Genomic DNA, 25,838 nt, shown 5'->3' on the forward strand with positions numbered 1-25,838 from the left:
CCCACAACGAGAGGAATAGTCCGTGTTCTCTGACAATCTCATTTCATAAAAAATACCGCCCCAATGGGGCGGCACGCCATCTCTCACTCTGCAAAGTAAACGAGCAGAACAGGTCATTCCCCGTATTCAGAACTCTTCGTACACCGCCGGATCCTGATTGGCCGTACGACCACCGGGACGCGCCAAGGTGGCAATCGCCTTCATGTCCTCATCCGTAAGCGCAAAATCAAAGATCGACATATTCTCGATCTGATGTTTGCGGCTCGATGCCTTGGGCAACGGCACACACCCAAGCTGGTGATGCCAACGCAGGATCACCTGTGACACCGAACGCTCCACCCGTTTGGCAATTCCTTCCAAGACCGGATTGGTGAGAATATCGTTGCCGCGCCCAAGCGGGCTCCACGATTGCGTGACGATATTATGCTGCTTGTGCCACGCACGCGCCTCGTCCTGCGGAAAATAAGGATGCAGCTCAATCTGATTGATGCAAGGGAGAACGCCCGTTTCGTCCAAAAGACGTTGGAGATGCTCAGGCAGGAAATTGCACACCGCAATCGACTGCACATATCCGCGCTTCTTCGCCTCAATCAGTGCTTTCCAAGCCTCCACATATTTCCCAACCTTCGGATTGGGCCAGTGGATGAAATACACATCGTAATAATCAACGCCGGTCCGGTAGAGAGATTCCTCGATCGTGGCCAGAGCCTCATCATAGGCGTGGTGACGGCCGGGCAGCTTGGACGCGATACGGATGCTCTCTCGCTTGTGGCCGCTCTCACGCAGCGCCTTGCCAAGCGCGCCCTCATTTTCATAGTTGAAGGCGCTGTCGAGACCTGTATAGCCGACGTCGATAGCCCCCTTCATCGCCTCCACGCCCGAAGCGCCGTTGAGCTTGTAGGTGCCGAATACAATGGCTGGAATCTTCGTCCCGTCATTGAGCGTAATCTGCGGCATGGTCATGAAATGATCTCCTTGGTCTCGATGTCAGGGAGCAGTACGTCAGTATTCGGGCTTCTCACCCTTTACCGGCACCGAAGTGGGTTGCCCCACTTCCCCCGCATAGGTCAGCAGCAGCACTGTCTGCGTATCGCCCGACTGGCCCCGATGAATGTCATCCACGGATTCCGCAAACGCCTCTCCCTTGTGGAAAGTGTGCTGCTTACCGCTTTCACGATCCGTGATCGTCAACTGCCCTTCCAGCACATAGCCCGCATTGGGACAGGGATGTGTATGCCACGGCAACGCCGTATGCGCCGGAATGGTCAGACGGATCATCGTCAGCTGCGGCTGCCCTGATGAATACGGTTTGTACGCCACGCCGTTCCATGAATGATCGCTTTGCAGCAGGACGTCCTTATGCGCCGTAGCCACATTCTGGGCATGCAAAGTGCCTGCGGCGATCATCATGCCAACAACGGTGGCTGCAGATAGAAACCTCGCAGCATGCATCTTTTTCGCTCCTCTCCAGCGCTCCTGATCCCGTTCAATCCCGATCAGGAGCCATCACACTTCATTTTCCGGACTGTGTCTTTTCGGACGGCGCCGCAATACCAATCCGCGCAATCAGGTAAGGTGGATGGCGCAGGTCTTTTCCATCATGGAAACGGGGCAGACGCGACCATTGACCGGCCACGACATAAACAGCCCGATCATCGGCAAAGATACCGTCCGGCCAGACAAAGCGTGGGTCGGATGCGATAAGATCGAACGAACCATCCAGATTGCGACGAAAGACCGCGTCATGATCGGCGGCAGTCGTGTAAATCCGCCCCCACGCATCGCTCGCCAGTCCGTCCGCCGCTCCCTTCTCGCCCTCATCGCTCACAGCCGCTGCAAGTTCAGCATCGGATTTCGAAAAATCCGCCAAAAGGGCCGTCGGGAGACTGTAAAGACGACGGCTGGAAAGCGGTGCGTAATAAAGCCGATCCGACGCGCGAGAAAGCGTGATTCCGTCAGCACCTCCGCCGGGAAATGTCGGATGTTCACGGTCAACTTTCAGAACCCGACCGTCCAGAACAGTCTGATAACCAGGGTCCGGCTGCGTGGAGCGGTCATGCTCCAGCACACGACGCTGTCGCCCCGTCGCAATATCCACCACCACGAGTGCGGGATGACCATCGAAGGAACTGTCGGTCACATACACCGTGCCAGCCGCCCCATGAGTCAGATCAATGCGCAGATCGTTCATATGACTGCCGGGCAACAACGCCTCTTTCAGCACGACGGCCGCAATCTGCTTGCCCGAGCGCACATCGAAGCCGACAACTTTGGCTCCGCCCGGTGGGATTGGCTGCCCTTTTATCTTGCCGTCATCAATGCCCCATAGTCGTCCCTGCGTGTCGGTCGTCAGACCATGCACGGAAAGTAGTCGAGAAGAGGGCGGTGCATCTATTGGCGCGGCCGTTGCCGGAAACGGCACGAGGCGCCCATCTTTCCACTCCGCCAGAACTGGCCCCGCATGATCGCCATCGTGCTTGGGGAAGCTGAGAAACATCCGCCCGTCAATTATGGCAATTCCAGAAGGGTCGGGCGCCTGTAACACGCCAACGATCTCGACCTTTCCTTGCGTGCCAAACCCGGGATCATGATTGTCGGTGATTGGAGGAGGGGTGCGCGCCCAAGCTGTCCCGACCCCATGCATCAGCACTCCAAGAAGAATGGCCCCCGCCACCCTCTCCTTCCCGCATAGCCTGAACAGAACCCGCCCTCCCTGTGCCTGCTTGTGAGAGGACCGTCCCCGTCACGTGTGTCGTAATATGTATACGATAGAGCCTTGGCGCAGTTCCAAGGTGTTCACAGGACCGTCATCAGAATGACGGATGGTTCATCCTCGCATAGGCGAGGAACACCGTCCCGGCCTGATTGCAGGCGGAATCATCTGCGGTTCATCCCCGCGTGTGCGGGGAACACTCTTCCCAGAAGTACTGAAAAACAAACAACTATTTTGCTGTCAAAGATTCCACCGAGCAAACCACCGCTCAAGACGCTCTCGATAATCGCCTCAACCCAACCTCAAGGCAACCCATACAAACCGACAGAAACGGCCCGCTCACACGCCCATCGCATGCTTCACGAACGCCTTACGCAGACGCGGCATACGTTGCACGGCGGCAATCCCCACATCACGGGCCAGTCGCAGCACAGGATTGTCATTACTGAACAGCCGATCCAGCGCATCGGTCGCCACGAACATGAGCATGTTGGTGGGGCGGCACCGACGTTGATAGCGCGCCAGAACCGACGGCGCACCGGGATCCTCCCCCTTACGGTGCGTTTCGATCAACAGATCCGCCAGCGCGATCACATCGCGGAAACCCAAGTTGAGTCCTTGCCCGGCAATAGGGTGGATGCCATGCGCGGCATCACCCGCCAGCACCATCCGCGTGGCGGTGTAACGCTGGGCATATTGAGCGGAAAGCGGATAGACCCATCGGCGCCCGACAGGCTTCACGTCACCCAACCGGTCCCCGATGCGCCGCTTGAGTTCCCGCACGAAAAGCTCGTCGGGCAGCGCCGCCAGACGCTGGGCCATGGCGTCCTTTTCACTCCACACAATGGCTGACAGGTTCGGATGCTCCGCCGTGCCGGTCATGGGCAACTGGGCAAACGGACCACCCGGCAGGAAATGCTCCAGCGCACCATTGTCGTGCGGCAGTTCGTGCGCAATCGCACAAACGATTCCGCTCTGACCATAAGGCAGCTTCGTAATGGGGATACCTGCCTGCGAACGTGTCCGGCTGCCTCGACCATCGGCTGCCACAAGCAGGCGCGCCCTGATCTCCCGCCCGTCCTTTGCGCGCACCACCACACCCGCATTGCTTCGCGTGATGACAACTTCCGCAGGCGCCAGCAGTGTGACCGAAGGCGCATCGTGCAATGTCGCGTTCAGAGCCACGCGGAGCGCCCGGGCCTCGGCCATCCAGCCGAACGGCTGGCTCGAGTCCTCACGAGTGAACTCCAGTGAAAGCGGTGACGGCGGCTCGCCGGGACGCCCATCGGTCACAAGAATGTCCTCAATGGGGCATGGAATCTGCGGCAGTCGCTCCCACACACTCGCCTCTTCGAGAAGGTTCTTGGAGCCTGCCGCAATCGCATAGGCCCGCCCGTCAAAATCGGGATCTTCCATGGGCGGAAGTGCCGCGCGATCCACTACGGCCACGGGTACGCCTTCACGCGCCAGACGACAGGCCAGCGTGGCACCGACCGGACCCGCACCGATGATGCAGATATCGACTTCGGTGACAGTGTGTGCGGACATGCTCATGCCGGCGACCTCTTCGCAAAAATTGGCTCTTTTCCGCCATTGAGCACAGAACAGAACCACGCCCGACGGCAAGCGATGAAACTCTTTGCATGCTTTGTGAGTTCATACCATCCCGAAGCGCGTGACAGGGAGCGCCCGATATGCTTTTGTGCGAAAGCCATTACGGTATCGTTGTGAAATTCGGGATGAACAAAGAGGAACTGGGATGAAGCTCGTCACGGCTATTATCAAGCCCTTCAAACTCGACGACGTCCGCGACGCGCTCTCGCCGCTCGGGATTCAGGGGCTGACCGTGTCCGAGGTCAAAGGCTTCGGGCGCCAGAAAGGACAGACCGAGATCTATCGCGGCGCGGAGTATCACGTCAGCTTCCTGCCCAAGATCAAGATCGAGGTCGCCACGTCCGATGCGCTGGTCGATCAGGTGGTGGAGGCCATTCTCCAGTCCGCCCATACCGGCAAGATCGGTGACGGCAAGATCTTCGTAAGTGACCTCAGTCGCGTCATCCGCATCCGCACCCGTGAAAGCGGTGACGAGGCGCTCTGAGCGGCATCACCCCACCCTTCACCTCTCTCTTCCCGCTCTTGTGAAACACGCGCCCTCCTTCCACACACAGGAGGGCGCGTTTCCTCTTTTATTCCGGGCCTCCCGCGCCCATTATCTCCGGTATGACCCAGAGCTTTTCCGTCTCCGACGCCGCCGCACGGCGCATTGCCGAAATCATCGCCTCCAAGGGAGAGGTCAGCCCACCGCCTGCGCTGCGTGTGGCAGTGTCCGCGGGTGGCTGCAATGGCTTCCAGTATGAATTCCGGCTCGACCCCGAAATCGCCCCCGACGATCTCGTAGTGGAAGCCCACGGTATTCGTGTCGCGGTGGATCCCGCCAGCCTCGACCTGATGGACGGCGGGGAACTCGACTATGTGGACAAGCTCATGGGCGCGCATTTCACCGTGAACAACCCCAACGCCGCCTCGGGCTGCGGGTGCGGCACCAGCTTCTCCATATCCGGCTGAACGGCGATGAAAATCGCGACGTGGAACGTCAACTCCATTCGCCAGCGGCAGAATCTCGTGCTGGACTGGCTCAAGCGCAATGAGCCCGATCTCCTGCTTCTTCAGGAGATCAAATGCGAAGCGCATCAGTTCCCGACCGAAGCGTTTGAGGCCATCGGCTACACGACGCATGTGGTCGGCCAGAAGTCGTATAACGGCGTCGCCACCCTCTCGCGCACCCCTGTCGAGGTTCTTGCCCGCAAGCTCCCCGGCCTGAGTGAGGAGGAACCACCCGCACGGTTCATCGAAATCCGTAATGGCTCCCTGACCGTGGGCAACCTCTATTTGCCCAACGGCAACTCCGGCGGCCCCGCAGGCTTTGCGCGCAAGATGGAGTTCTTCGACGCCCTTGCCCGCCACGCCGAAGCCATGCTGGCCGAAGGAACCGACTTCATCCTCGCGGGCGATTACAACGTCTGTCCCACGGACAAGGATCTCGCAACCGGCGCACTGCCCCCCACTGATGCCCTCGTCCACCCGGAAAGCCGCGCGGCCTTCCGGCGCCTTCTCTGGCTGGGTTTGACGGACGCCGTCCGCGCCCTGCATCCGCAAGAGACGATCTACACCTTCTGGGATTATCAGGCGGGCGCCTTCCGCCGCGATATGGGCCTGCGCATCGACCATATGCTGCTCTCACCCCGTATCGCCGAACGGCTTCTCACCGCCGAGGTGGACCGTGATGAGCGCGGCATGGAGCAGCCCTCCGACCATGTGCCGGTCGTCATCACCCTTTCCTGATCCATTTTCCTGACACGGAGCTTCCCCATGCCCATCACCGGCCTTAACGACCCGTCCCTTTTCCGCGAACAGGCACTTGTCGCTGGTGAATGGATCAACTCGTCATCGGGCAAGACGATGAGTGTGACCAACCCGGCCACCGGCGAGACCATCGGCACCATTCCGGCCTGCACCGCTGAAGAGACGCAGCGCGCCATCGAGGCCGCCGATCGCGCCCAGAAAGAGTGGAAGACCCGCGCCCCTGAGGCTCGCGCCGACATCCTCATGAAGTGGCACGACCTCATCATGGCCAACGCGGATGATCTCGCCCGCATCATGACCGTCGAACAGGGCAAGGTGCTGGCTGAGGCCAAGGGCGAAGTGAAATACGGCGCCTCCTTCCTCAAGTGGTTCGCCGAGGAAGCCCGTCGGATCAACGGCGCGGTCATCACGCCCAACCAGCCCGATCGCCGCGTGCTCACCCTCAAGCAGCCCGTTGGCACCACGGCGGCCATCACCCCGTGGAACTTCCCCAACGCCATGATCACCCGCAAATGCGGGCCTGCTTTCGCAGCCGGGTGCAGCATGGTGCTCAAGCCGTCCGAACTGACGCCCTATTCCGCCCTTGCGCTGGCCGTTCTGGCCGAGCGCGCCGGACTGCCTGCGGGCTTGATGTCATTGGTGACAGGTGAAGCCAAGGAAATCGGTCCCGTGCTGACAGGCAGCGACACCGTGCGCAAGCTGTCCTTCACCGGCTCCACGCAGGTCGGAGCACTGCTCATGCGACAGTCTGCCGACACCATCAAGCGTCTGAGCCTTGAACTCGGCGGCAACGCGCCCTTCCTCGTGTTCGATGATGCCGATCTCGACGCCGCCGTGGCGGGCGCCATCGCCGCCAAGTTCCGCAATGCCGGACAGACCTGCGTGTGCGCCAACCGTATCCTTGTGCAGGCGGGCATCCATGATCGCTTCGTAGCGCGCATCCGCGAGGAAGTGGCCAAATTCAAGGTCGGTAACGGCCTGGAAGACGGCAACACCATGGGGCCGCTGATCAACGAGGCTGCCGTGAAAAAGGTGCGCGATCATGTGGAGGACGCGCTCTCCAAAGGCGCGTCCTATGTCAGCGCTCCGCTGGAGACCAATGGCTGCTTTGCCACGCCCGTCGTGCTGGAAGGCGTTACGACCGCCATGCGGATTTTCCGTGAAGAAACATTCGGCCCCGTCATGCCAATCTTCAAGTTCACGGACGAAGCCGAGGCCGTGCGGATGGCTAACGACACTGAGTTCGGTCTGGCCGCTTATTTCTACACCGAGGACATGAGCCGTGCATGGCGCGTGGGCGAGGCGCTGGAATACGGCATGGTCGGCGTGAACACCGGCTCCGTGTCGATGGAGTGCGCGCCGTTTGGTGGCATGAAGCAGTCCGGGCTTGGCCGTGAAGGCGGCGCGGAAGGGATCGAAGAGTTCCTTGAGACCAAGGCGCTGCATATGGCGGGGCTGAAGTTCTGAGGGGACGGCTTGCGTCTCGGGGCTTTGCCCCGAACCCCACGAGGAGGCGCAGCCTCCTCGACCTCGGTTTGTTTTTGATTACCGAAGCGCAGGAAACGCACGTCGGACCACAGACCAGCGTGTATTTCCAAACAGGCTCTTAGCGGCTAGATTTCTTCACATTATAGCTCTAAAATTAACGGTTCGCCGGATGAGAAGAAACTATCCTATTTACTTAAATTTTTTAGCGTGTGTTTTTATATTGTCTTGGACAATTTTTAATTTCATATCATTCATAACGGCAGGTATTTTTATTCAATCTGAACAAATAAGCAATTACTCAAAAACAACAGCAATAATTCTTGGTTTATACACAGGATTATACTGCCTAAATTGCTTCACGCTGGAAAAAGACAACGTAAAAATTAACATCACATCACTTCTCACCATATCAACTTTAATGTTTTCATCAGCGAGTTTTTCTCAAGATATAACAACAAAACAAAGCATTATTGGTTTTATATTTATTGCGATAGGAAATGCAGCTATATTTATTATTTTTATTTATTTAATAAAAATAATCTTCAAAGACTACTAGTTAAACGCTGTCAGTTAGATTCCATCAAATGGCCACCAGAAGCAGACATTCCGCTCTCCCCTCAATCCAGACATAAAAAAAGCGGGGCAAAAGCCCCGCTTTTTCACACCGCAATCTTCGGAAACCAAGGCTCGTCCTTGGCCCGCTTCGCCTCAAACGCCTCAATCGCCCCTTCCCGCTTAAGCGTCTGGCCAATATCGTCCAGCCCCTCCAGCAACAGATGCTTGCGCAGCGGGTCGATCTCGAAGGGAATCTCTTCTCCATCCGGACGCACCACAACCTGACTTTCCAAATTGACAGTAATGCGACTGTTCGCTCCCTGCGTCGCATCCTTCATCAGTTCATCGCAGACCTCACGCGGCAGACGGATCGGCAGGATGCCGTTCTTGAAGCTGTTGTTGAAGAAAATGTCGGCGAATGTCGGCGCAATCACACAGCGAATACCAAAATCCAGCAACGCCCAAGGCGCGTGCTCACGCGATGAACCGCAGCCGAAGTTCTCATGCGTGATGAGGATCTGTGCCTTGCGATACGGCTCCTTGTTCAGCACGAAGTCCAGGTTCTCAGAACCATCCGGACGGTAACGCATCCCGTCAAAGGCATGGACACCCAGTCCCGTGCGCTTCGTCGTCTTGAGAAAACGCGCGGGAATGATCTTGTCCGTGTCGATATTAGCCTCAGGCAGAGGCGCTGCGATGGCCGTGAGGGTCGTAAACTTTTCCATCGTGGTCGGTCCTTCTGCCGGGATCAGGCGTTCAGTTCGCGGGCGTCGGTCAGCACACCCGTCACAGCGGCGGCGGCGGCCATCGCAGGTGAGAGCAGGTGCGTGCGTCCACCCGGTCCTTGCCGTCCCTCAAAATTGCGGTTGGATGTGGACGCACAGCGCTGACCCGGCGTCAGCTTGTCCGGATTCATGCCCAGACACATGGAGCAGCCAGCCTCACGCCATTCAAAGCCTGCATCGAGGAAGATGCGGTCCAGCCCTTCCTCTTCCGCCTGTGCCTTTACCAGCCCTGAACCCGGCACGATCATCGCCCGCACACCGTCTGCCACCTTGCGACCCGCAGCGATGGATGCAGCAGCGCGCAGATCTTCGATGCGGCTGTTGGTGCAGGAACCGATGAACACTACATCGACCGGCGTGCCCGCGATCTTCGCGCCCGCCTTGAGGTCCATATAGTCCAGCATCCGCTGCAACTGCGCGCGCTTGGCCTCATCCGGCTCATCGGCAGGATCGGGGATCGTGGCATTGATCGACAGCACCGTCTCGGGGCTGGTGCCCCATGTCAGACAAGGCTCGATCTCCTCGGCCCGCAGAGTGACTTCGGTGTCGTACACTGCTCCCTCATCGGCCACCAGCGTCTTCCAATACGCCACAGCAGCGTCGAAATCCGCACCTTTGGGCGCGAACCGGCGTCCCCTCACATACTCAAACGTCGTCTCGTCCGGTGCAATCAGGCCCGCGCGCGCACCGGCCTCAATGGCCATGTTACACACGGTCATGCGCCCGGCCATGTCCAGCCCACGAATGGCCGAACCTGTGAACTCGATCACATGCCCCGTGCCACCCGCCGTGCCGATCTTGCCGATGATGGCCAGTACCACATCCTTGGCCGTCACGCCCGGAGCAAGAGTGCCGTCTACGGCGATCTTCATGTTCTTGGCGGGCTTTTGCAGGATGGTCTGCGTCGCCATCACATGCTCGACCTCGGACGTACCGATACCGAATGCCAGAGCACCCATCGCGCCATGGGTGGAGGTGTGGGAGTCACCGCACACAATGGTCATGCCCGGCAGCGAGATGCCCTGCTCGGGGCCGACCACATGCACGATGCCCTGATTGGCCGAAAGCAGCGGAAAATACGGAACACCGAATTCCTTGACGTTGCGCTCCAGCGTCTCGATCTGATTGCGGCTGTCTGCTTCCTCGATCGGCTTAGTCCGATCGGACGTCGGCACGTTATGGTCCACAACCGCAATAGTGTTTTCCGGATGCCGCAGCTTTCGCCCGGCCAGACGTAGCCCCTCGAAAGCCTGAGGGCTCGTCACCTCATGCACAAGATGCCGGTCGATATAGAGGATCGCCGTGCCGTCCTCGAGGGTATCGACAACGTGGTTGGCCCAGATCTTGTCGAAGAGCGTGCGCGGCGACATGGCGGTTCCTGAACTTCCTGTAATCAATGACACGAGCTTTGCCTGCCTGAAGAGCGGGGCGTCAAGTACGCCGAAGCCCTATGTGCAGGCAAAATCCCTGTCCGGTCACGTAGGAATGAACGACCCGCTTCGCCAGTGGCGAGCAGGCTCCCTTCCCCGCAAAAGAAAAAGGCCGGTGCCCCTGCGGAGCACCGGCCTTCCCAAGCGCGAAGCTTACGCGCTGGCCTTGGCGGCCGGTCCCGTGTCACGGGCGCGCTCGGCAATACGCGCGGACTTGCCGCGACGGCCACGCAGATAATACAGCTTCGCACGACGCACCTTGCCGCGACGCACAACCTTGATCTCCGCGATCGTGGGCGCATAGAGCGGGAACACACGCTCCACACCTTCGCCGTTCGAAATCTTGCGCACTGTGAAATTGCTGTTCAGGCCCTTGTTGGAACGGGCGATCACAACGCCTTCATAGGCCTGAAGACGCTCACGCTCGCCTTCCTTCACGCGGACGGACACGCGCACCGTGTCGCCGGCCTGGAACTCGGGAACCGCGCGGGCGGCGGACAGGCGCGCGATCTCGGCGGCCTCATACTGCTGGATGATGTTCATGACGAATGTCCTTCGTGAACGGATGGTCTTGATGCGTGAGACAGATGAGCTGTCCACAGATCGGGCCTGCGCTCGCGCGTAGCCTTCTCGGATTGTTCGCGCCGCCAGCGGGCGATGGCGGCATGGTTGCCGGACAGGAGAATGTCCGGCACGGCCCGGCCCTTCCACTTGGCCGGGCGGGTATAGAGAGGATATTCAAGCAGACCGTCGGAAAAGCTTTCTTCGACACCGCTCTCCGCCGATCCCATGACGCCCGGCAGAAGCCGCACGCAGGCATCGAGCAGCACCAGTGCCGCCGTTTCGCCACCCGAGAGAACGTAATCGCCGATCGAGACCTGCTCGATCGACCGTTCCTCAAGCACCCGCTCATCCACACCTTCATAGCGTCCGCACAGGAGGGCTACCCCCGGTCCGGATACATAACGGCGGATATCCGCCTGTGAGAGCGGACGACCGCGCGGCGTCAGATAGACACACGGCGCACCATCATGGCGAGACACCGACTCAAGCGCCGCCTCCACCACATCCGGCCGCATCACCATGCCCGCCCCGCCTCCAAACGGCGTGTCGTCCACAGCGTTGTGCCGCCCCAACCCGAACGCGCGCAGATCGCGCACGTCGCAGTTCCACGTTCCGTTTTCCAGCGCCCGACCGGCCAGAGACTGACCGAGCGGACCGGGAAACATGTCCGGAAACAGGGTGAGGATGGAAGCCGTCCAGCTCATGCCACATCGTCCGAGGCAACCCGCTCCCGCTTGGGAACCTGCGCCTCCTCACCGATCACTTCCACGGGCCGCACAATGCTTACGCGCCCAGAAGTCAGATCGACCTCCGGCACGCAGGCTTTCGTGAACGGCACGATCAGACCCGTGTCGAGCTCAAGGCTCACACCCGCACCATAATCGTGGACCGTGACAATCCGCCCCAGAGGCTGCCCATCTTCCACAGCCGCCAGACCAAGTAGGTCGCTGTGATAGAACTCTTCATCCTCTGGCTCGGGAAGCTGATCGCGCGTGACATAGAGCTTCCGATTGACCAGTACCTGCGCCGCCGTCCGATCGGCAAGCGGCTGTCCCTGCGCATCACGCAGTTCCGCCACATCGCCCGAACGCCAACTGAGCGTCCACTTGCCGCCCCGATCGTCCGTCAGCACGCCATAGGAGGCGAGAGCCGCTGCATCGGTCGCGAGGCTGTGCACATGCACAAGCCCGCGCACACCGTGCGGCCTCCCCACAACTCCGATCTGGATGCGTCCGTCCGTCATGGTTGGAAAGCGTCTTTCGATCTACTCTGTCCTCAGGCCGCTGCAGCCGCCGCAGCGTCAGCCGCCGCCTTCGCGCGTTCCTGCGCCTTCTTCTTCGGTGCGGACTTCTTGGGCTGCTCGTTCCATGTCGGCTTCGCGATCACACCAGCCTGACCGAGGAAACGGGCCACGCGGTCCGTCGGCAGGGCACCCTGCGACAGCCAATGCTTGATGCGCTCTTCCGTCAGCTTCACGCGGTCAGCATGATCGGACGGCAGCATCGGGTTGTAAGCACCCACGCGCTCAATGAAGCGACCATCGCGCGGCGAACGGCTGTCAGCCACAACAATGTGGTAGTAAGGACGCTTCTTCGCACCGGCGCGGGCGAGACGGATCTTGAGGCTCATTCAGACTACTCCGGATAGTGCCAGAAAAGAAAAGGAACGGGTCGGGGATGGATCAGCCGAAAGGCGGCCGACCTCCGGGACCACCCGGACGGCCACCCGGCCCTCCCGGCATCCCGCCCCCGGACATGAGCGCGGAAGCCTGCCGCATCAGGCCCTTGAGCCCGAGCTTGTTGACCCGCTTCATCATGGTGGACATGTCATCGAACTGCTTGAGCAGCTTGTTGACTTCCTGAACTGTTGTGCCGGACCCAGCAGCGATACGCTTCTTGCGCGACGCCTTGATGATGCCCGGCGTTTTGCGCTCAGCCTTCGTCATGGACGAAATCATGGCCTGATGGCGCTTGAATACGGTGGTGTCGAGGTTCTTCTCCGCCACCATGTCCTTGAGCTTGCCCATACCGGGCAGCATCCCCAGAATACCCGAGATCGAGCCCATCTTCTGGATCTGCTTGAGCTGCGCGACATAGTCGTCCAGATCGAACTTGCCGGCCATCATCTTCTTGGCCAGCCGCTCGCCTTCTTCCTGATCGAGCGTATCGGCGGCTTTCTCGACCAGCCCGGCAATGTCGCCCAGACCGAGAATGCGTCCGGCAACGCGCTCGGGATGGAACTCCTCCAGCGCGTCGAGCTTCTCGCCCGAACCCGTCAGCTTGATCGGCGCGCCCGTGATCGCGCGCATGGACAGCGCCGCACCACCGCGCGCGTCACCGTCCATACGGGTCATGACCACACCGGACACGCCCACAGCCTCATTGAAAGACTTGGCTGTGTTGACCGCGTCCTGACCGGTCATCGCATCGACGACCAGAAGCGTTTCCGCAGGGTGCGTCACGTCACGGATCTGACGCACCTCATTCATCAACGCTTCGTCGATGGAGAGCCGTCCGGCAGTGTCGAGGATGACGACGTCATACCCCTCACGACGCCCCGTCTCCATCGCCCGCTGCGCGATTTCCACCGGCGTCTGGCCAGCAATGATGGGCAGCGATGCGACACCCGCGCGCTCGGCCAACTGCTGCAACTGGAGCTGAGCCGCCGGACGCTGCGTATCGAGCGATGCCAGCAGCACCCTCTTACGCTCGCGCGTCGCCAGACGCAGGGCGATCTTGCCCGATGTCGTCGTCTTGCCCGAACCCTGAAGACCGACCATCAGGATCGGCACAGGCGGCGTTGCGTTCAGGTTGAGGGGAACAGCGCCTGCACCACCGAGCGCGTCGATCAGCGCGTCGTTGACGATCTTGGCAACGGCCTGACCGGGAGAAACGCTTTCCAGCACTTCTGCGCCGACCGAGCGTTCCTTGACCTTATTGACGAAGTCCTTGACGACTGGAAGCGCCACATCCGCTTCCAGCATGGCTAGCCGGACTTCACGCATGGCCTCGGCAACGTCGGCCTCGCTCAGCGTGCCGCGCTTGCCAAGATCACCGATGACCCCGGAGAACCTGTCTGACAGAGACTCGAACAAGAGGCGTTTCCCCAAAACAATACGCGCCACTGCGCGAACACTCGCGATGTGGCGGGACTCATGTATGGCGATCTGTCTACGCCCCGGCCATTCGCCCTGTCAAACGGAATCAAACGGCCTCTTCAGGGAAAGACAGGTGGATGCATCCACCGGCTCGCTTCACACGGACAGCAGCACCCGCCTGCACGCGTCCTTCAGACTTGCGACGAACAGTCCGACAACCCATCCTGCCATGTCATCCCTGAAATATATATGGAGAACACCCAATGGCTGGCACTCCCACCTCATGGCATGCCGCGCCACTCACATGGGGACACGGACCTCGCCTACTGGAAATGTTTCTCGAACCGACCTGCCCGTTCTCCGTGAAGGCGTTCAACAAGCTTGATGCCCTTCTGGAACAGGCCGGAGAGGACCGGATTACCGTGAAACTGCGCATGCAATCACAGCCATGGCACCTTTTCTCCGGCGTTGTCGTGCGCTGCATCCTCGCAGCCTCCACGCTGCCGGAAGGGAAGGATGCGGCACGTCGCGCAATGCAGGCTGTGGCCGATCACCGCGAGGAGTTTGAGTTCGCACATCATTGCGAAGGCCCGAACCGACACGCCACCCCCGATGACATCATCGAACGGCTGGAACGCTATAGCGGTCTCACCCTCAAACCAGCTTTCGCAATCCCGGACCTGGATCGCGAAATCAAGTGGCACTGCAAATACTCGCGTCAGAACGGCATCCACGCCTCTCCCACCTTCATGATCGACGGACTGGTGCAACCCGATATGAACAGCGGCGATCCGGTCGAAACATGGGTGGCGCGCCTTTTGCCTTCCCGAGACTAACCTCAGTTTCTCCGGGGAGGCCGTGACGCCCAGATGGCCGCCAGAGCCGAACCGGAGATGTTGTGCCAGATAGAGAACACTGCGCCCGGCAGGGCCGCGAGTGGGGAAAAATAAAGCCGCCCCAACGTCGCGGCGAGGCCCGAATTCTGCATGCCGACCTCCAGCGCCAGTGTCCGGCACACGGATTCATCGAAGCCCAGTAATCGTCCGCCCCAATAGCCGCCAAGCAGGCCGACAGCGTTGTGAAGGATGACGCCCACCAGCACGAGCGGCCCGACCGCTCCCAAAGCGGGTGCCGCCGCTGCGACAATGCTGGAAATGATGGTCAGGATCGCCACCATGGCCACAAGTGGCAGCACCGGCTCCATCCGACGCACGGCGCGATGACAGAAGGTGTTGACCAGCACGCCTCCCACAACCGGAACGGCCACAAGTGTCAGAATGCTACGGAACAGCCCCCAACTGTCCACGGCCACATCCGCCGCCACATACAACCTCGTAAGCAGAGGTGTAGCCACAATCCCCACCAGCGTGGAGAGAGTGCTGATACTGACCGAGAGCGCCACATCTCCACGCAACAGATAAATCATCACGTTGGAAGCGGTGCCACTGGCGACACATCCCACCAGAACCATGCCGGTCGTCAGATCGTTGGGCATGGCAAGCGCCTTCGCAATTCCCCACGCCGCCAGCGGCATCACAAGATAATGCAGCGCCACACCCGCGAGCACCGGATAGGGCTTGCGGGCGATACGCCTGAAGTCCGCCACAGTGAGCGTCACGCCCATGGTGAACATAATGAACGCCAGCAGCGGCGTAATGACTGGGGTAATGACCAAAAAGGGGCCGGGCCGTAGCACGGCCATCAGTGAAACAAGCACAGCCCACACCGGGAACAGCCGTGTCAGCATGCGCGCACATCTTCCGCCTTTTTACCCATCCGATCCCCCCTTTTCGCGACATCTGCGCGCCTTATGAAAGGAAGAGGCAATACAGATCAATCATGACGGCGTGTGTGGCTGGAGTTTCACCCCACGCCACCCTCCGCTACACTGAATCCATGATCCTTTTTGAAGCAGACCCCTTCTCATGAGCCGTGTCTCCATCGAACTCGTCCCGCGCGATGCGGACACCATCCAACGCGAAGTGGCCGAACTTCGCGCATGTCTCCCTTTTGTGGACACCATCAACATTCCCGACATCCAGCGCTTTTCGCTGCGAAGCTGGGAGGCCGCCACACTCGTGCGCCCGAACTTTCGGTCCGTGATCCCGCATGTCCGCGCCATCGACATCGACCCGAACGGCCCGCTGCCAGGTCTCGATGTGCCGGACCTGACGGAGATCCTCGTGGTAAAAGGCGATCCACCGGCAGATCTGAGCCGTCGCGTGTTTCCCAACACCTCCGACGCCGTCATTCGCCGTTACCGACGTGAAGCGCCGCACCTCAAGGTTTACGCTGCCTTCGACCCTTACCGCCGCGCGCCCTACAAGGAACTGGAAGATGTGGCCCGCAAGCGCGAAGCCGGAGCCTGTGGTTTTTTCACACAACCTCTCTTCGACATGAAAATGCTCGATCTCTGCCGCGATTGGCTGCACGATCAGCAAGTTTTCTGGGGCTTCTCACCTGTGATCGGCCCCAAGTCACGCTCCTATTGGGAGACGACCAACCACATTGTCTTTCCGCGTGATTTTGAGCCCACGATGGAAGCCAATCTCACCTTTGCCGAACAGGCCATTCGTGAAGTGCGCGACGACGGAGATTCGGTCTATCTCATGCCGCTGCGCGTAAAACTCGCAAACTACCTCCGGCCGCTTGAAGGCGTTCTGCAGGGCTGAACCCTTTCCACACGATGGAGCCGACCATGACCGCAGCCTCTCACAAGGTCCGCATCCACTATTGCACCCAGTGCAACTGGCTCCTCCGTTCCGCGTGGATGGCGCAGGAACTGCTCCAGACGTTCGGCACCGAACTGACGGAAGTGGCCCTGTGTCCAGACACGGGTGGCCGGTTTGAGATCAGCGTGGACGATGTCATCGTGTGGGAACGCAAGCGCGACAACGGCTTTCCCGGCCCCAAGGAACTCAAGCAGCGCGTGCGGGACGTCATCGCCCCCGAACGTGATCTGGGGCACGTGGACCGCTAAAGCAGCCCACGGTGTTCCAGTCCGGGCAGCGAACGAGCCGCCCGGTCATTTTTCAGGAAAGCAGCGAGAAATTGCTGGCTGTCAGGGTGTTCGTGTCATGCACGTCCGCCACAGTCAGTGTCGTGTTGCTGTTAAGATGCAGCGCGAGACCGGCTGAAGAGACGGTGGCATGGTCGAGCACATCGGCAAGACCACTCTGCGTCAAACCAAAACCGGTCAGATCGATCGTGTTGTGCTTTGCCGCTGTAAAGTCAGTGATGACATCGCGCGCGCCAGCAGCCGTCTTCATAATGTCAAACGTATTGCCGCCCCCTGTGCCGCCCGTCATATTCATGCTGCTATTGGCAACAAAAAGATCGGAACCAGAACCACCGACGGCCGTAAAGGCGCCATGGACATTGCTGTCCGCGCTAATGAAAGTCATCTTGCCCGCACCTGTTTCGGTTGCGTGCTGATTACCCGTACCTCCCGTAATGCTCGATCCACTGTCGCCCCATGTATTGACTTCAAGGTCGGCATTCCAGTCACGACTGCCCATGGTGATGTCGACCGACTGAGCATGGATCTGATTAGTGCCGATCAGGGAATCCGTAACGACAAACTGTCCATATCCCGCATTCGCGTAAGCGCCGGTCGCATCATCCTGCGCCGTGTTGACGGATGAGTTCTCGAGGATGCCCACGGATACACCCGTGCCATCGGTGATCAGCTTATCGTCAATCATCTTGCCGACAGTGCTGTCGCGCCCGAGTTCCACGGAAGAGGTATCAATCTCACCCGCAACCGTCTTGATACCGGCCGTGATCGTTCCCTGCAGAAACTTGTCGATATGGGAGTCCGAGCCTGTTGTAATGGAACCACCCGTGCATCCATCAAACGTGGACTTCGCACCCGCAATGATGTTGAGGTTACGGCCATCGACGAATGTGGAATACGCCCCCACCTGTATCAGTGAGGTTGCGCCCGGGATATTGGATAGATCAAGAAACGTATTTCCGGCTACGCTGGCGCCATTTATACTGCCGTTCTGCAAGTCCTTGATCGTGTTGTCGCCAGCGTTCAGTGTGACAGAACTTTCGGCAGCAGTATCGGTGAACGCCACTGTAGTGCCGTAACCGTTTACCGTGACATCAGCCTTCCCTGTCATCACGAGATTATTGTCATACCAGGCCGTCACATCACCAGCGGAAGAAGCCGTATTACCCACGACATATGTCTGACCTGATACCAGTGTAGCAGACGTATCAGCATCTGTGAGGTTGATATGTGTGGTCGAAACCATTGTTCTCTCCTGAAATTCATTAGAACTTCAGCAATTCCCGATCAGGGTTTCCTGAAATCCGAAGAGAACCTAAATGTTGACCTGATTTCTCCCTAAGTAAGTTTTCCGTTAATAAAATAAATTAATGAATTAATAACCAAAGAATTATTATTTATATGATTAAAGAATGAAATATATACAACACACAACCAAAAGATGCCATAAAAGTGATCTAATTCTAGAGCAAGCTGAATGCTGACGGCGGGACTTTCCCCGCCGCACGATACATTTTTCTTTACTTCTCCACGTTCTGCAGAACCTCGAACCCTTCAAACACAGGCGGCCCCATGGTCAGCGGCTTTCCCTGCCCGGCATTCGCGTGCGCCTGTCGAAACTGCTCCGACTGCGTCCAACCCACAAAAGCCTCGTGAGACTCCCAAACCGTGTGAGAAGCATAAAGCACATGATCTTCCCGCACCGGACCGCGTAGAAACTGAAAACTCACAAAGCCGGGAACCGTCTTGAGAAAAACCTCCCTGTCGAGCCAACGCTTCTGGAACGCCTCCTCATTTTCAGGGCTGACACGGAAACGATTCATCGCAATGTACATCAAAGCACTCCTTGAAAAGATCGCTGCAAAACCCAGCATGCCACATTGAAAGCCTGCACGCGGCTCTCTGCTGCATTGATCTTTCTTCACTGTGTAGTCTCTGTCGATATTTTCGCGAGAAAAAGGGGAACAGACATGTGTGGACGCTTCGCCAACGATCTGACAGTCGATCTCATGCGGACCGTGTTCGGAATCACAGGCACTGTGCCGAACTGGCCCCCATCATGGAACATCGCCCCATCCCAGCAGGCTCCTGTCGTCCGCCTGAAACCGGAAACCGAAGAACGTCATCTCGATCTACTCCGCTGGGGCTTCATTCCGCACTGGGCCAAGGATGCCGGACGGCAACCCATCAACGCACGCGCTGAAACCGCCGCCACTTCTTCCCTCTTTCGTTCGGCCTTTGAAAATCGCCGGGCACTTGTGCCGGCAACCGCCTATTACGAGTGGCAGAAAGGTTCATCGCCTCGTCAGCCATGGGCGTTCCGACGCAAGAACGGGCAACCACTGGCTATCGCCGGATTGTGGGAGAACTGGCAACACGATGGAGAGTGGGTGCGCACATTCGTCATCCTTACCACACGCGCCAACGCTCTCATGAATCCGATCCATGATCGGATGCCTGTGACAATTGAAGAGGACGACTGGTCAACATGGCTGGGTGGTGCGGCAGACAGCGCCCGCTCTCTCCTCCACCCCACTCCTGACGATGCTCTGGAATGTTATCCTGTCAGTCGGAACGTCAACACACCTGCAAACAACAGCGCCTCTCTGCTCGCCCCCATCTGACTTCGCGACCGCTCGGCCAGAATCACTTTTCCGTGATGCTTGATACTCACTGCCTTCGGATCGTTCCTTTCACAAGAACGACCTTATTCGAAAACAGACTGCCGAAAACGGCATCAAGCAGCACGAGGATGGCAAAACGATGGCACCTGCGGCGCTGACCCTCTCCCGCCCATTACATTTACTGTCCGTAGCCTCGGAAATGTTCCCGTTCGTGAAGACAGGTGGACTTGGAGATGTCACGGCGTCGCTTCCGTCAGCCCTCACGCCTTATGATGTGCAAACCCGCACACTCCTGCCGGGCTATCCTTCCGTTCTAGCGGCGATGGAGAAAGTGGCCTGCCGTTCTGTTGAGTTCGGTCTCATTCTGGGCCACGCCGCACATCTCAAGATCGGACAAGTTGGAGGGCAGGAGTTACTGGTTCTCGATATTCCCGCTCTCTATGATCGTCCCGGAAATCCCTACGTGACATCAGAAGGCTGCGACTGGCCTGACAACGGCCTACGTTTTGCGGCTCTGGCCCGTGCTGCCGCCACTATCGGTCAGGGCGGACTTGAAGGTTACCATCCCGACATCGTGCAACTGCATGACTGGCAGGCCGGCCTCACGGCGGCCTATCTGCACTATGACGGTGAAGCTCCCCTCCACGCCAATGGCATGAGCCGGCGCCCCCGTATCGTCCAGACGATCCATAATCTCGCCTTTCATGGCAGCTTTCCCCTCACCGATCTGCCCATTTTGGAATTGCCAGCCCAAGCGGCTTTCATCGACGGCTGCGAGTTTCACGGCCGCATCAGCTTCCTCAAGGCCGGTCTGTTTTTCAGTGACTGGATCACCACAGTCTCGCCCACCTATGCACAGGAAATCCAAGGTAGCGAATGGGGAATGGGCTTCGACGGTCTGCTGCGTACACGCACCTCCGACCTCACCGGCATTCTCAATGGCGTGGATATCAACGTATGGAATCCCGCCCATGACCCTGCCGTGCGCTTTCCTTACGTCGTAGGCGACACCATCGGGCGACTGTCCAACAAACTCGCCTTCCAGGCGGAATTCGGCCTGCCGCAGGACCGCAATGCCTTTCTCATAGGCATCGTCAGTCGTCTGACACGGCAAAAAGGCGTCGATCTCCTGCCAGAGATCATGGAGCGGCTGCTTGTCTCCAACACCCAAGTAATCGTCGTGGGCGAAGGGGAACGCCCTCTTCACCGCGCTTTTTCCGCTTTGCAAAGAAGATTCCCCCGCAGTTTCGCCTGCCATATCGGCTACAGCGAAGAACTCGGTCACCGCCTGCCCTCCGCTGTCGATGCTCTACTTGTCCCATCACGCTTCGAGCCTTGCGGCCTGACTCAGCTTTGCGCTCTGCGTTACGGAGCCGTTCCTATCGTCTCGCGCGTGGGAGGATTGGCCGACACAGTAGTTGACGCCAACGATGCGGCCATCGGACGCGGCGTTGGCACAGGTTTTCTGTTTTCACTCATCGACGGTGCGACACTCGCAGTCACGGTTGAGCGGGCACGTCGTCTTTTCCGAGAGAACCGCAAAGCATGGTCACAGCTTCAGAAGAACGGGGCCGCCACAGATGTCTCATGGCATGAAAAATCCATCCAATATGTCAGACTCTTTGCGAAACTCGCGGGAGTTGAAATCGTTGAACCGAAAGAACCCAATATCGTGCGGCTTTCCTCCGCGCACGCGTCGGACAATATGCGAGGACATGCTTTCAGCGGCAAACGGCATATCGCTCGAAAACCCCCCATTCCCCCTTCCACACACCGCAACAGCGCCTGAATTTTCAAAGCCATAAATCACACGAGATCATCACACAGCAAAGGAGCCTGAGGGATGCCAACGAGACAGGATCGAAATGGCGCCCTCTATCATGTTCCCGAAAACACCGATGATCTTCTGGCCGGACGTTGTGGCGATCCTTTTTCTATCCTCGGTCGACACAATGCAGGCTCGCTCGATATCGTGCGTGTCTTCTACCCACATGCCGCCAAAGTCCGACTGCTCGTCGAGCGTCCCCGCTCGCCCCCCATCGAGCGCGCCATGCGTCCGGTGGACGATACCGGCATGTTCATCGGCACCATCCGCAAAGGAGCGTCTTATCGTCTGCGCGTAATCTGGGCAGATGCCACAGAGGAGGTCAGCGATCCCTATTCATTCGGCCCTATCCTGCCGGAAGAGGAATTGCATGCCTTTGCCGAAGGCCGTCATTTTCACGTTCATCACCTTTTGGGCGCACATCTCGTGACACTACACGGCGTAACGGGTGTGCGCTTTGCTGTCTGGGCACCTAACGCCCGTCGCGTGTCCGTAATCGGAGACTTCAACATCTGGGACGGTCGCCGTCATCCCATGCGACTGCGTCATAGAGCTGGCGTGTGGGAACTCTTCATCCCCGGTCTTACAGCTGGAGAGCGCTATAAATTCGAGATCATGGCGCAGGACGGCACGCTTCTTCCACAAAAGGCCGATCCCTTTGCACGTCGGACCGAACTGCCTCCCGCCACAGCCTCCGTCGTGGCACGAAATGATCCATTTCCCTGGACAGATGATGCATGGATGGCAACCCGCTCCGCACGCCACGCGCCGCAGGCACCGCTCTCCATCTATGAAGTTCACACTCTTTCATGGCGTCGCCCCAACGGAGATCCGGACCGCATCGCCACATGGCGGGATCTGACACGCGATCTCATTCCCTATGTGGCGGAAAACGGCTTTACGCACATAGAGCTTCTTCCCATCATGGAATATCCCTTCGGTGGATCATGGGGTTATCAAACGCTCGCGTTGTTTGCTCCCACCGCCCGCCACGGCAGTCCGGAAGATTTCGCTGCGTTTGTAAACGCCTGCCACGAGGCCGGGATCGGTATCATTCTGGATTGGGTGCCTGCTCACTTTCCCAATGATCTGCACGGTCTGGCCTGTTTCGATGGAACTGCCCTCTTTGAACACGCAGATCCACGTGAGGGGATGCATCGTGACTGGAACACGCTGATTTACAATTATGGACGGCACGAGGTGCGTGCCTTCCTCATTTCCAGCGCCTTGATGTGGTGTGAGCATTTTCACGTCGACGGTCTTCGCGTGGATGCGGTCGCCTCCATGCTGTATCGCGACTACAGCCGCCAGAGCGGAGACTGGCTTCCCAACATCCACGGAGGACGCGAAAACCTCGAGGCCGTGTCGTTCCTGCGGGAACTGACCGATACGCTGCAACGCCATGCGCCCGATGTTCAGATCGTCGCTGAAGAATCCACGGCATGGCCCGGTGTCACGCACCCGACGGTCGATGGAGGTCTTGGGTTTTCCTTCAAATGGAACATGGGATGGATGCATGATACTCTGCATTTCATGCAGCGCGACCCATTATGGCGCGGCCACCATCTTTCCGAAATTCTTTTCGGCACACATTATGCATTTTCCGAACGCTTCGCTCTCCCTCTCTCTCATGACGAAGTAACGCACGGCAAAGGCTCGCTGCTTGCCCGCATGCCGGGCGATAGCTGGCAGCAACATGCCAATCTGCGAGCCTATTTTGCTTTCATGTGGACCCATCCGGGCAAGAAACTCCTGTTCATGGGAGGAGAAATCGCACAAATACAGGAATGGAACCATGATGGAGAACTTGACTGGCGCTCACTGTCCGAGCCGTCCAAACTCGGCATGCAGAGGCTAGTTCGCGATCTCAATCACATCCTCCAATCCTACCCTGCCCTGCATGAACTCGACATCGATCCGGCGGGTTTTTCTTGGCTGATCAATGATGACGATGCCAACGTGGTGTTTGCATGGGCGCGTTTCGCGCTCTCTGCCCCTCCCGTTGTCGTGGTGTGGAATGCAACACCCGTTATCCGCCATGCTTACCGCGTGGGCGTGCCAAATGCTGGAGACTGGCACGAGATCATCAATACGGATGCCAGTGTTTATGGCGGCAGTAATGTCGGCAATGGCGGCCGTGTAACCGCGCAGGCAGTCGCCGCCCATGGCTGCGACTGGTCGGTCGAACTGATACTGCCGCCGCTGGCCACTCTCATCCTCTCTCCAGCCCTTGAGGAAGCAGGATGAACGCCGCTTCCGACACTCTCGAATCCGGCGCTCCCTACCCTCTGGGCGCCACCTACGATGGTTGCGGCGTCAATTTTGCCGTCTTTTCCGCCAATGCCACCCGCATCGAACTGTGTCTGTTCGATCGCAAAGGTCGTCGTGAAGTCGCGCGACATCGGCTTCCTGAATACACCGATGAAGTTTGGCATGGTTATCTTCCCGGTGCTTCACCCGGCCTCCTCTACGGATATCGCGCTTTCGGACCGCACGATCCGCATGAAGGTCATCGTTTCAATCCCCACAAACTTCTGGTTGATCCCTATGCCCGTGAACTGACAGGCGATCTCCGCTGGACCGATGCCTTGTTCGGCTACAGGCTCAACTCACCACGGGCGGATCTCTCCTTCGATCGGCGGGACAGCGCCAGCGCCATGCCGAAATGCCGTGTGATTGCCCCTCATGTGCATTGGCCTGACGATCATCGGCCCAGCATTCCACCGGAAGACGTGATCGTGATGGAGGCCCATCTCAAGGGTTTGTCCATGCGTCATCCCGATGTGCCCCAAGCGATACGCGGAACCTTTCAAGCGTTAAGTCATCCCCGCATCGTAGAGCATCTGCAAAAACTCGGCACCACAACACTCGAACTTCTGCCGGTGCAGGCATTCGTCACCGATCGTTTCCTGATCGAACGCGGTGTCACCAATTACTGGGGCTACAACACGCTCGCGTTCTTCGCCCCGCACCCCGCTTATATGGGACGTGGCGAAATCGAGGATTTCCGCGCCGCCATCCGCGCTTTGCATGCCGCCGGCATCGAAGTGGTGATGGACGTCGTGTACAACCACACCTGCGAAGGAAACGAGCTTGGTCCCACCTTGTGTTATCGCGGACTCGACAACGCCAGCTATTACCGCCTCGTGCCCGATGATGAGCGTCATTACATCAACGACACCGGCTGCGGAAACACGCTCAATCTTTCTCATTCTCGCGTGCTCCAGATGGTGCTTGATTCCCTGCGTCATTGGGCCAGCGCGTTCAATATCGACGGTTTCCGCTTCGATCTCGCAACCATTCTTGGTCGCGAGAACTACGGTTATGACCAGAACTCGGGATTTCTCGACGCCCTCATGCAGGATCCAATTCTGCGCACGCGCAAACTGATCGCCGAGCCATGGGATCCGGGACCGGGTGGATATCAGGTGGGTAACTTCCCGCCCGGATTTCACGAATGGAACGACCGTTTTCGTGACACCACACGCCGTTTCTGGCGGCAGGATGAATGTCAGCAGGGGGATATGGCAGCCCGTCTCTCCGGCTCAGGCGACATTTTCGACCATCGCGGACGGCGCCCATGGACCAGCGTCAATTTCGTGACGGCTCATGACGGCTTCACCCTGATGGACACCGTCAGTTACGAAACACGGCACAATGACGCCAACAAGGAAAACAATCACGACGGCGCACAGGACAACCACAGCCGCAACTGGGGCGTGGAAGGACCGACCGATGATGCGACCATAGTGGAAAAACGCGATCATATTCGTCGCGCCATGATGGCGACACTTCTTCTGGCCCATGGAACACCCATGATTCTCGCAGGCGACGAATTCGGGCAAACCCAGAACGGAAACAATAATGCTTATTGTCAGGACAATGATTTGTCCTGGCTGGACTGGTCACTGACACAAACGCCTCGCGGTCAGGACATGCAGGATTTTACAGCACGACTGATCCTCCTGCGGCGTGAACATCCTTCCCTGCGCGCACAACGCTACATGCATGGCCGTCATGCTCCCCTACCGGATATCTCCGACATCGCGTGGTTCAATGCCGCGGGACAGCCCATGTCGGTCGATAACTGGAATGAAAGAGGACAACCTCTTCTTGGTCTGCGACGTGCCATTGAAGATGGTGAATCCTTCGACATCACCTACATGATCCTTAATCCTAGCGATGCAGAAGCACCCTGTGCCCTACCGCCCCCTACTGGCACATGGCGTCTGCTTCTCGACAGCGCACGACTGCACCATACGGAACCGGAAAGCCTCACCGCCGGGTTGCATAGTGTGATCGTCGCCGCACATTCGGTCCTCCTTCTGCAACTCGATCCCGCCACCATGGCCACAAAGTCCACAAACGGCTGAAAGGA

The 25,838-nt window shown here is 58.6% G+C and carries 25 protein-coding genes; 11 read left to right on the forward strand and 14 right to left on the reverse strand.

Features of this window, described 5'->3' with window-relative positions; all coding sequences use genetic code 11:
- Positions 1-126: 126 nt before the first annotated feature.
- The 4 genes from KUA11_RS00895 to KUA11_RS00910 all read right to left on the reverse strand — a co-directional run bounded on the left by KUA11_RS00895 (position 127) and on the right by KUA11_RS00910 (position 4,267).
- Positions 127-963 (reverse strand): aldo/keto reductase, encoded by an 837-nt coding sequence (locus KUA11_RS00895; RefSeq protein WP_217408795.1) that lies wholly within the window; start codon positions 961-963, stop codon positions 127-129.
- Between the two features lie 39 nt (positions 964-1,002).
- Complete coding sequence (locus KUA11_RS00900; protein WP_408744130.1) at positions 1,003-1,410, reverse strand: cupin domain-containing protein; 408 nt, start codon at positions 1,408-1,410, stop codon at positions 1,003-1,005.
- A 103-nt stretch (positions 1,411-1,513) separates the two neighbouring features.
- Positions 1,514-2,674, reverse strand: a complete 1,161-nt coding sequence (locus KUA11_RS00905) for an L-dopachrome tautomerase-related protein (RefSeq protein ID WP_368040899.1) — start codon at positions 2,672-2,674, stop codon at positions 1,514-1,516.
- 378 nt (positions 2,675-3,052) lie between these two features.
- On the reverse strand, positions 3,053-4,267 hold the full coding sequence (locus KUA11_RS00910; RefSeq protein ID WP_408744126.1) for a UbiH/UbiF/VisC/COQ6 family ubiquinone biosynthesis hydroxylase: 1,215 nt from the start codon (positions 4,265-4,267) through the stop codon (positions 3,053-3,055).
- Between the two features lie 205 nt (positions 4,268-4,472).
- Here KUA11_RS00910 and KUA11_RS00915 point away from each other — a divergent pair, with 205 nt between their 5' ends.
- The 4 genes from KUA11_RS00915 (at position 4,473) to KUA11_RS00930 (ending at position 7,543) form a co-directional block, all read left to right on the forward strand.
- The gene (locus tag KUA11_RS00915) at positions 4,473-4,811 is read left to right on the forward strand and encodes a P-II family nitrogen regulator (RefSeq protein ID WP_217408797.1); all 339 of its coding nucleotides are present in this window, start codon (positions 4,473-4,475) and stop codon (positions 4,809-4,811) included.
- Between the two features lie 122 nt (positions 4,812-4,933).
- Positions 4,934-5,278, forward strand: a complete 345-nt coding sequence (locus tag KUA11_RS00920; protein ID WP_217408798.1) for a HesB/IscA family protein — start codon at positions 4,934-4,936, stop codon at positions 5,276-5,278.
- A 6-nt stretch (positions 5,279-5,284) separates the two neighbouring features.
- Positions 5,285-6,055: an exodeoxyribonuclease III gene (locus tag KUA11_RS00925; RefSeq protein WP_217408799.1), complete on the forward strand. Its 771-nt coding sequence runs from the start codon at positions 5,285-5,287 to the stop codon at positions 6,053-6,055.
- A 27-nt stretch (positions 6,056-6,082) separates the two neighbouring features.
- Positions 6,083-7,543, forward strand: coding sequence for an NAD-dependent succinate-semialdehyde dehydrogenase (locus tag KUA11_RS00930; protein ID WP_217408800.1), 1,461 nt, complete (start codon positions 6,083-6,085; stop codon positions 7,541-7,543).
- A 680-nt stretch (positions 7,544-8,223) separates the two neighbouring features.
- Here the strand turns inward: KUA11_RS00930 and leuD are convergent.
- The 7 genes from leuD to ffh form a co-directional block, all read right to left on the reverse strand.
- Entirely contained in the window at positions 8,224-8,844 is a 621-nt protein-coding gene (gene leuD, locus KUA11_RS00935) for a 3-isopropylmalate dehydratase small subunit (protein ID WP_217408801.1), read from the reverse strand.
- Positions 8,845-8,867: 23 nt separating this feature from the next.
- On the reverse strand, positions 8,868-10,274 hold the full coding sequence (gene leuC / locus KUA11_RS00940; protein WP_217408802.1) for a 3-isopropylmalate dehydratase large subunit: 1,407 nt from the start codon (positions 10,272-10,274) through the stop codon (positions 8,868-8,870).
- A 213-nt stretch (positions 10,275-10,487) separates the two neighbouring features.
- Positions 10,488-10,877 carry a 50S ribosomal protein L19 gene (gene rplS, locus KUA11_RS00945; protein WP_166313426.1) on the reverse strand — a complete coding sequence of 130 codons (390 nt, stop codon included), beginning with the start codon at positions 10,875-10,877 and terminating at the stop codon, positions 10,488-10,490.
- Positions 10,874-11,602: a tRNA (guanosine(37)-N1)-methyltransferase TrmD gene (trmD, locus tag KUA11_RS00950; RefSeq protein WP_217408803.1), complete on the reverse strand. Its 729-nt coding sequence runs from the start codon at positions 11,600-11,602 to the stop codon at positions 10,874-10,876. Before trmD ends, rplS begins: the two co-directional genes overlap by 4 nt.
- The gene (gene rimM, locus KUA11_RS00955) at positions 11,599-12,141 is read right to left on the reverse strand and encodes a ribosome maturation factor RimM (protein WP_217408804.1); all 543 of its coding nucleotides are present in this window, start codon (positions 12,139-12,141) and stop codon (positions 11,599-11,601) included. The genes trmD and rimM overlap by 4 nt, the downstream gene beginning before the upstream one ends.
- 32 nt (positions 12,142-12,173) lie before the next feature.
- A complete protein-coding gene (gene rpsP, locus KUA11_RS00960; protein ID WP_217408805.1) occupies positions 12,174-12,527 on the reverse strand; it encodes a 30S ribosomal protein S16 in 354 nt (117 codons plus the stop codon).
- A gap of 52 nt (positions 12,528-12,579) precedes the next feature.
- Entirely contained in the window at positions 12,580-13,992 is a 1,413-nt protein-coding gene (gene ffh, locus KUA11_RS00965; protein WP_217408806.1) for a signal recognition particle protein, read from the reverse strand.
- A 266-nt stretch (positions 13,993-14,258) separates the two neighbouring features.
- Here ffh and KUA11_RS00970 point away from each other — a divergent pair, with 266 nt between their 5' ends.
- Positions 14,259-14,831 carry a DsbA family protein gene (locus tag KUA11_RS00970; protein ID WP_217408807.1) on the forward strand — a complete coding sequence of 191 codons (573 nt, stop codon included), beginning with the start codon at positions 14,259-14,261 and terminating at the stop codon, positions 14,829-14,831.
- Between the two features lie 2 nt (positions 14,832-14,833).
- On the opposite strand, the gene panS is transcribed toward KUA11_RS00970, so the two are convergent.
- Positions 14,834-15,742, reverse strand: coding sequence for a ketopantoate/pantoate/pantothenate transporter PanS (panS, locus tag KUA11_RS00975; RefSeq protein ID WP_217408808.1), 909 nt, complete (start codon positions 15,740-15,742; stop codon positions 14,834-14,836).
- A 178-nt stretch (positions 15,743-15,920) separates the two neighbouring features.
- Between panS and KUA11_RS00980 the strand changes: the two genes are divergently transcribed.
- Positions 15,921-16,667: a methylenetetrahydrofolate reductase gene (locus KUA11_RS00980; RefSeq protein ID WP_217408809.1), complete on the forward strand. Its 747-nt coding sequence runs from the start codon at positions 15,921-15,923 to the stop codon at positions 16,665-16,667.
- A 26-nt stretch (positions 16,668-16,693) separates the two neighbouring features.
- Positions 16,694-16,975: an Rdx family protein gene (locus tag KUA11_RS00985; RefSeq protein ID WP_217408810.1), complete on the forward strand. Its 282-nt coding sequence runs from the start codon at positions 16,694-16,696 to the stop codon at positions 16,973-16,975.
- A 52-nt stretch (positions 16,976-17,027) separates the two neighbouring features.
- Here the strand turns inward: KUA11_RS00985 and KUA11_RS00990 are convergent, their stop codons facing one another.
- Positions 17,028-18,257: an autotransporter outer membrane beta-barrel domain-containing protein gene (locus KUA11_RS00990; RefSeq protein ID WP_217408811.1), complete on the reverse strand. Its 1,230-nt coding sequence runs from the start codon at positions 18,255-18,257 to the stop codon at positions 17,028-17,030.
- Positions 18,258-18,531: 274 nt separating this feature from the next.
- Complete coding sequence (hmuQ, locus tag KUA11_RS00995; RefSeq protein ID WP_166313417.1) at positions 18,532-18,846, reverse strand: heme-degrading protein HmuQ; 315 nt, start codon at positions 18,844-18,846, stop codon at positions 18,532-18,534.
- Positions 18,847-18,981: 135 nt separating this feature from the next.
- Here hmuQ and KUA11_RS01000 point away from each other — a divergent pair, with 135 nt between their 5' ends.
- The 4 genes from KUA11_RS01000 to glgX all read left to right on the forward strand — a co-directional run bounded on the left by KUA11_RS01000 (position 18,982) and on the right by glgX (position 25,833).
- The gene (locus tag KUA11_RS01000) at positions 18,982-19,635 is read left to right on the forward strand and encodes an SOS response-associated peptidase (protein ID WP_217408812.1); all 654 of its coding nucleotides are present in this window, start codon (positions 18,982-18,984) and stop codon (positions 19,633-19,635) included.
- A 139-nt stretch (positions 19,636-19,774) separates the two neighbouring features.
- A complete protein-coding gene (glgA, locus tag KUA11_RS01005) occupies positions 19,775-21,424 on the forward strand; it encodes a glycogen synthase GlgA (RefSeq protein ID WP_217408813.1) in 1,650 nt (549 codons plus the stop codon).
- A gap of 54 nt (positions 21,425-21,478) precedes the next feature.
- Positions 21,479-23,707 carry a 1,4-alpha-glucan branching protein GlgB gene (glgB, locus tag KUA11_RS01010; RefSeq protein WP_217408814.1) on the forward strand — a complete coding sequence of 743 codons (2,229 nt, stop codon included), beginning with the start codon at positions 21,479-21,481 and terminating at the stop codon, positions 23,705-23,707.
- Positions 23,704-25,833, forward strand: a complete 2,130-nt coding sequence (glgX, locus tag KUA11_RS01015) for a glycogen debranching protein GlgX (RefSeq protein WP_217408815.1) — start codon at positions 23,704-23,706, stop codon at positions 25,831-25,833. Before glgB ends, glgX begins: the two co-directional genes overlap by 4 nt.
- Positions 25,834-25,838 lie beyond the last annotated feature (5 nt).

The organism is Acetobacter estunensis (genome assembly GCF_019083805.1).
Classification (GTDB): Bacteria; Pseudomonadota; Alphaproteobacteria; order Acetobacterales; family Acetobacteraceae; genus Acetobacter; species Acetobacter estunensis_A.